The organism is Cyanobium sp. NIVA-CYA 375 (assembly GCF_056108345.1).
In genome coordinates this window covers 1-669 of the sequence record NZ_JBSYHW010000342.1, presented here as the reverse complement: position 1 = coordinate 669, position 669 = coordinate 1, and the positions used below count along the sequence as shown (strand labels likewise).

The window sequence follows — 669 nt, the reverse complement described above, 5'->3', positions numbered from 1 at the left end:
TCCACCTGGCGGACAATCCGGTCCGCACTGATGAGGCCAGTTCCGCCCCGGACCTCGCCAGGGCCGTGGCTTCGGCGGCTTCGGTGGCGGGCGTGTCGCGGATCGTGCTGGCGAGTTCGATCTATGCCCGGCTCGACGAAGGGGCGAAACCCAATGCCTACGGCGCGGGCAAGCGAGCAGCCGAGCAAGTGCTCGGTGCAGTGCCCGCCGCCAAGACGGTTATCCTGCGCTTGCCGCCGGTCTACGGACCCGGGTGCAAGGGCGGGTTCGCGCTGCTGGTGCGGCTGGTGCAGACCGGGCTGCCGCTGCCGTTCGGCCTGGCCCGCGCCCCGCGTACCTACCTGTCGCGGGACAACCTCGCCCGGCTGGTGATCGCGCTGGCCCAGGCCGACGATACAGCCTTCGCGGCTGCCGCGCAGCAGCCGTGGGAGCCGGGCGACGGCGCGCCGGTGACCACCGCGCAGCTGGTCCGCACCGTGTCGGCACGACTGGGCAGGAAGACGATCCTGTTGCCGGTTCCCCCAGCCCTGCTGACCGGGATGGCGACGCTGGCCGGCAAGCGGGAAGGGGTCGAAGCGGTGTTCTCGCCGCTGGTGGGGGAGGATGACCGGGGCCTGCGCGAGGCAACCAGGTGGCACCCGACTGCCGATCTCGTGTCAAACCTCGACT

1 protein-coding gene is annotated in these 669 nt (G+C 71.4%); it reads left to right on the top strand.

Annotation, left to right across the window (positions count from 1 at the left end; all coding sequences use genetic code 11):
* The coding region (locus AC01FP_RS18465; RefSeq protein WP_474482321.1) for an NAD-dependent epimerase/dehydratase family protein at window positions 1-669 on the top strand (669 nt) is incomplete at both ends.